The organism is Vibrio sp. Isolate22, assembly GCF_022398115.1.
Taxonomy (GTDB): Bacteria; Pseudomonadota; Gammaproteobacteria; order Enterobacterales; family Vibrionaceae; genus Vibrio.
In genome coordinates this window covers 1-5,777 of sequence record NZ_JAKEUW010000112.1, presented here as the reverse complement: position 1 = coordinate 5,777, position 5,777 = coordinate 1, and the positions used below count along the sequence as shown (strand labels likewise).

Below are 5,777 nucleotides of genomic sequence, written 5' to 3'. Positions count from 1 at the left end.
ATGGTGACTTTTACATTGCCATGCTTCAACGGCTGAGTCGTCAATCCAAAACGTTACTGAGCCTCGCTTGCACAAGGCTTCATTATACTCACTCCAGTTCGCTATCTTCTTCTTCGACTTACCCATAACAACACCATGCTTCTACTACATGGGATCAGATCGCAGGACTGAGAAAAGGTTCCAACTGATTTAGTCAACAACGCCGTGAATAGGGAAACCTCACCTGAAAACCCTTGCTCATTAAATTGGTTAGGGTTAGTACCTGCATTCGCTAGACCACTAACAATCATTCCCAGAACAAAGATATTTTCCATTGTTTTCATTTGTTAACCTCGAAACATTAAATAATAACTATATCTTTGCAAAAATAGTCAAAGCCTAATCTCGAATATACATCTGTAAACATCGATTTTGTAAAGCTACTATTTTTACCAAAGTTATGGTACCACTCAAAATGTCACATTTAGGTCACACTCGGTCAGCTAGCAATGTCATTAATCATTTTTTATGTTATCCAGTGGATAATCATAATCCACTGGATAATTTCTTTAATATCTTACTTTCTAAGCATTTCTGATATTAGATATACCTTTTTCAAAGTTGGTATTCAGTTTTCTCCTCAATGCCGGGTGTACACGGCTCATTGAAACTTGGAACCTTAATCCCAAATATAATAGTGTAAGCAACAGGTAAAACAATTAATGTAAGTATCGATGAAACCCCAAGACCAAAAATAATGGTAATTGCCATTGAACTAAAGAAGGCATCATTGATTAGCGGTAGCATACCTAGCATTGTCGTAATGGCCGCCATGAACACAGGTCGAACACGGCTCACAGAAGAGTCTACAACAGCCCAATAAGCATCTTTACCCGATGATAACTCGACGTTAATCTGATCCACGAGTACGATGCCGTTCTTGATCACCATCCCAGATAAACTCAGCAGGCCGAGCAAAGCCATAAAGCTGAATGGCGCATCAAACAGCAATAGCCCTGCGACCATACCGATCAGAGCTAACGGAACCGTAAACCAGATGACCAACGGCTGCCTAACCGAGTTAAATAGAATGACGGTGATCAAAAACATCACGAGGTAACCTGCTGGTAACGACCCAAACACCGATACTCTGGCTTCTGTCGACGTTTCGTATTCTCCCCCCCATTCCAACTCATATCCATCCGGTAAGGGGATAGATTCAACTTCTTCGCGTAGCTTTTTGAGTACGGAGTCAGCGGTTTCATTGCTCGATAGCTCTGGATCAGACACCACTGCAATCATTCGTTTCCTATCGCGTCTGATTATTAGAGGGTTTTCCGATTGAGTTTCAAAACTGGACACGAGTTGTTCTAAAGGAACAAATGAGCTGGACTGAGAGCTCCAAACCTGTAATTTCCTAATGCTGTCTGCATCTAGACGCTCATTCTCGGGTGCTCTCGCAACAATAGGCAAAAGATGACTGGTTTCACGATATGTACCAACTGTGTTTCCACTAAAATTCACTAGTAAGGCACTGTCGATATCTTGTTTGCTAATTCCAGCTTCTCTGGCTCTGGCATCAGAGATCTGAGGTCGCAGCAGATGAACTGAATTACGCCATGTATGGCGTACATTATCAGCTGTAGGTTCTGAATTAAAAATCGCTTCAGCTTGGTGAGCTAGCATTCGCAGTGTATCAGGGTCATCTCCATAGAATCGAGCTTCCAATTTTGCTGCTGGAGTCGGGCCATTTTCTAGACGCTTAAATCTAAATTTTGCCTCAGGGAAATGAGCTCTTAGCTGCTGCTGGATAACTGGAGATTTCTCGACAATTGTTGATAGACTATCCATTTCTATCAGTAGCTGAGCGTAAGAGGCATAACCCTTCTCTGGAACATAAGGGAGAACAAACCTTTGCATACCCTGTCCAATGACTGATGACAGTGACAAGATCCCAAGTTTCTCCGACTCATTCACGTCGAGCAATTTATCTTCCAGATTCGTAACAAACTCATCCGTTGCAAGAACATCCGTGCCTTCAGGTAACCAGACATCCACAAAAAAGATTGGGGTATTAGAGGGTGGAAAAAAAACACTCTTAATGTTGCCAAAGTTTGATACTGCCAAAGCAAACGAAGAAAGTACCAAAATAAGTGTAATTGCCCTAAATCTTATCGCTAACTTTAAAAGACCTCGATAAACAGTGAAAAACCATCCTTTGTAAGGGTCTACTTGAACATCGTTATTGCTCTCAGTTTGGCTTTTAAACAATAGATGACAGAAGAAGGGCGTCAGTGTCATCGCTGTTATCCAACTTATGGATAAGGATATCAACAATACTTTAAACAGAGAGTTACAAAATTCACCTGCCCCAGTTTCAGAAAGTCCTATAGGAGCAAACGCTATAATAGCGATCACTGTTGCACCAAGCAGAGGCCACTGGGTTTGCTGGACAACATTCTTGGCTGCTTGAAGACGGCTTTGTTTTTTTTGAATGGCGATCAGTATACCTTCTGTTACGACAATGGCGTTGTCTACAAGCATACCTAAGGCAATGATCAGAGCACCTAGAGAAATAATTTGAAGTTGAATACCCATAACATTCATGACCATAAATGTGCCAAGAATGGTAAGTAACAAAACAGCCCCCATGAGCAAACCAGAACGTACTCCCATAAAGACAAGAAGTACGATTATAACGATTCCAACAGACTCGGCGAGATTAATCAAAAAACCTTTGATTGTTGAGTCAACCATTTCACTTTGATTGTAGACTGTCTCTAATTCAATCCCCAGTGGTCGCTTGCTCTCAAGTTCATTCATTCGACTGTGAATTAGTTCTCCGACTTCAACTACATTGACCCCTTTTCCAAAGGATATCCCCATTGAAACAGCGGATTGGCCATTAGAGTGATACAACACTTTTGGCGTTTCACTTAGTGTTTTATATACTCTCGCAATATCGCCAAGATAAATTAACTCATCACTACCCGGAGAACTAATGACCAGTCTCTCCATTTCTTCGACGCTTTGAAACTCACCCGAAGGGTGAATTCGAATTCTATTTTTGCCAACAAGAACGCTTCCAGCGTTTGACACGACATTTTGGCTTGTTATTAATCCATAAATATAACTTTGATCTAAGCCTAAAGATGCCAGTTTCTGCTGAGAAATTTCAACAACGACTTGCTCAGGAATAACACCTTCAATGGATACCTTCTTGACACCAGGAACCAATACCAGCTCCCTTCTCAAATAATCTGCGTAGTTTTGCAATTCACGATTACTAAAGCCTTCGCCGACTATATTGTATAAAATTCCGTAAACATCTCCAAAATCGTCAATAACTAGTGGAGGAAGAGTACCACTCGGAAGTTGGACGGACTCATCATTTACTTTCCGACGAACTTCATCCCACACTTGTGGAAGATCAGTTTTGTCATAACTGTCTTTCACTGTAATTTCTATTTGCGACAAACCTGAGCTGTTTATGGACGTGATGTGTTTTATTGCATCTAATTGTTGAATAGCATCTTCCAGCTTTAATGTTACTTCCTCTTCGACTTGCTCAGCACTAGCTCCTGGATAATTAGTTATGACCAAAGCATTCTTGATTGTGAACTCAGGAAACTCTAATTGCCCTAATCCAAGAAATGCAAAGCTACCTCCAATAAGAAGCAACAGAGCAAACATCCAGCTCACGACTTTGTGGCGTATTGTATATTCCGCAAGATTCATATATTAAATTCCACGTTCCCAGGTTAACGGTTTCACCAACATCCCTTCTCGGAGATGCTGAATTCCTGTCGCGACAATGGAATCTCCTAGCATGAGTCCAGATAGTACTTCGATTCCATTAGAGCGTACGTTACCTAGCGAAACGGATCTTGAATTTACTGTTCCTGTCTTTTCATCAAAAACCCATATAATGTTTTTACCACTGTTATCACTTACCTCAATTGCTGTAGAAGGAATAACCACAGGGGAGAAAGGTTGATCGTTGTCAGCAAAGTCGATGATTAATTCGGCACTCATGCCCGGCAAAACCTCGAAGTCCTCAGGTTGTGTCAATGTAAATGCAGTCTTGTATGATTGAGTTCCAGAGCTCACTTGCGTCGCAGACTCTTTAAATTCAACAGGAAAAGTCGATTGAGGTGAGAAAGGAAAGACAACACTGGGCTGCAGCTCTATGCCTGAAGCTTGCATCGATTTTAATTCTAGCAAAAATGATTCTGGAACTTGGATTACAACATCAACAACATCTCTTCGTTGTAATGTTAAAATTGTTTGTCCTGCTTGTACGGTCTGATAGTTATCGATACCGCGCTGAGCAACAACACCATTAAATGGTGCTAAGAGCTTTGTGTAGCTCAACTGGTCTTGCGCACTAGCTAAATTAGCTTTTGCTGTTTTTAGGTTGGCTTGAGAAATGTCGTAGTCAGAATTTGAGATTAGTTTCTTTTTCAATAATTCTGCTTTACGGCGAAAATCTGCTTGAGCTAATTCATAGTCAGCTTCCCTAAGAAGTAGATTATTTTTTGAATCTCGATCATCAAGTTTTGCAAGCAATTCATCTTTTAGTACACTCTGGCCTTCCAATAAAGGTAATGTGACCAACTCACCTGAAATACGAAAAGCAAGGTCTGCTTTTTGATTAGCTTCTATTCGCGCGGGAAAAATACGCTTTGAAGCCTCTACGAGACTATTTACTTCAATCAATTTTACTGGTCTTATCACAGGCTCTACGTTAGCCGTTTTTTCCTCTTGACACCCTATTAGAATCAAGCCTGACAATAGAATAAAAGACTTATATTTAAAATTAAACTTCACTTTACTTTCCTATTCAACGATAAAAATCACACATCACTATTAACGATGCGCTTTAATAATTCTATGCTTTGCTCACGCTGAATTCCTAAATCAACAAATTCATTCTTCTTAAAAAGCATAGGCGAAACTATTAAAGCCATAAGAATACTTTGAAATTCTTTTAGCTCTCTTTCACTTTTGAAAAATTCAGATTTATTCAGCACTTCAGTCATGAAATCAACAAAATCAGACTTTACGATTTCAGCCAAGCGGTTGCCATTTTTAATATAGTCACATTCAATTAAAACTCGAGAAATCAAAGTAATTGTTTCAGAATTTTCATATAAAAATTCTATAACACTTAATAAAGAAAATGCATTCCCATTCATTCCTGAAAAATGTATTTTTGATTTATCATTGAAGTCAATCAAGTGTTCCTTCAACATCGATAAAATCAAATTATCTTTACTTTTAAAGTAATAATTTATTAGCGATATATTGAAGCCTGACTCTTTTGATACAAGCCTAGTTGTGAGCTCAGAGTAAGAGTGTGATAAAAATAAACTTCTTGTTACTTTTAACAACTCGTCTCGAGCATTCAATGCATTAGAAGGCCTACCTGGGCATCGTTTTGTTTCCATTATCTCTGTCATTGATAGCTCAATTATGATTTCCACTTTTAACGTGCAATAAGCGATTTGATCCGCCCCAGCAGTTTTGGACACTGAGTTAAGTGAGTACAATCACTAACGAGGTGAACAATGACAACTAAGAAAACTAGAATTAAACATTCCCCTGAATTTAAAGCAGAAGCCCTGAAGTTAGCAGATAAAGTGGGAGTAGCTGCGACAGCAAGACAGCTTTCTTTACATGAATCTCAAATCTACGGGTGGCGAAAGAACTCGAAGAAAGACACCAGTACTAGTCAGCGAGAGCAAGAACAACTCGAAGAAAGACACCAGTACTAGTCAGCGAGAGCAAGAACTAGC

The 5,777-nt window shown here is 39.7% G+C and carries 4 protein-coding genes and 1 pseudogene; 1 reads left to right on the top strand and 4 read right to left on the bottom strand.

The features are described from left to right. From L1D55_RS26710 to L1D55_RS26695, 4 genes and pseudogenes are all read right to left on the bottom strand, one after another. A pseudogene (locus L1D55_RS26710) lies at positions 1-126 on the bottom strand (IS5/IS1182 family transposase); the annotation flags it as partial. A gap of 468 nt (positions 127-594) precedes the next feature. Further along, entirely contained in the window at positions 595-3,717 is a 3,123-nt protein-coding gene (locus tag L1D55_RS26705; RefSeq protein WP_239919461.1) for an efflux RND transporter permease subunit, read from the bottom strand. Positions 3,718-3,720: 3 nt separating this feature from the next. Further along, the gene (locus L1D55_RS26700) at positions 3,721-4,809 is read right to left on the bottom strand and encodes an efflux RND transporter periplasmic adaptor subunit (RefSeq protein ID WP_239919460.1); all 1,089 of its coding nucleotides are present in this window, start codon (positions 4,807-4,809) and stop codon (positions 3,721-3,723) included. Between the two features lie 26 nt (positions 4,810-4,835). Then, positions 4,836-5,441 (bottom strand): TetR/AcrR family transcriptional regulator, encoded by a 606-nt coding sequence (locus L1D55_RS26695; RefSeq protein WP_239919459.1) that lies wholly within the window; start codon positions 5,439-5,441, stop codon positions 4,836-4,838. A gap of 108 nt (positions 5,442-5,549) precedes the next feature. Here L1D55_RS26695 and L1D55_RS26690 point away from each other — a divergent pair, with 108 nt between their 5' ends. Then, positions 5,550-5,756, top strand: a complete 207-nt coding sequence (locus L1D55_RS26690) for a transposase (RefSeq protein ID WP_275665392.1) — start codon at positions 5,550-5,552, stop codon at positions 5,754-5,756. Positions 5,757-5,777: the final 21 nt, after the last annotated feature.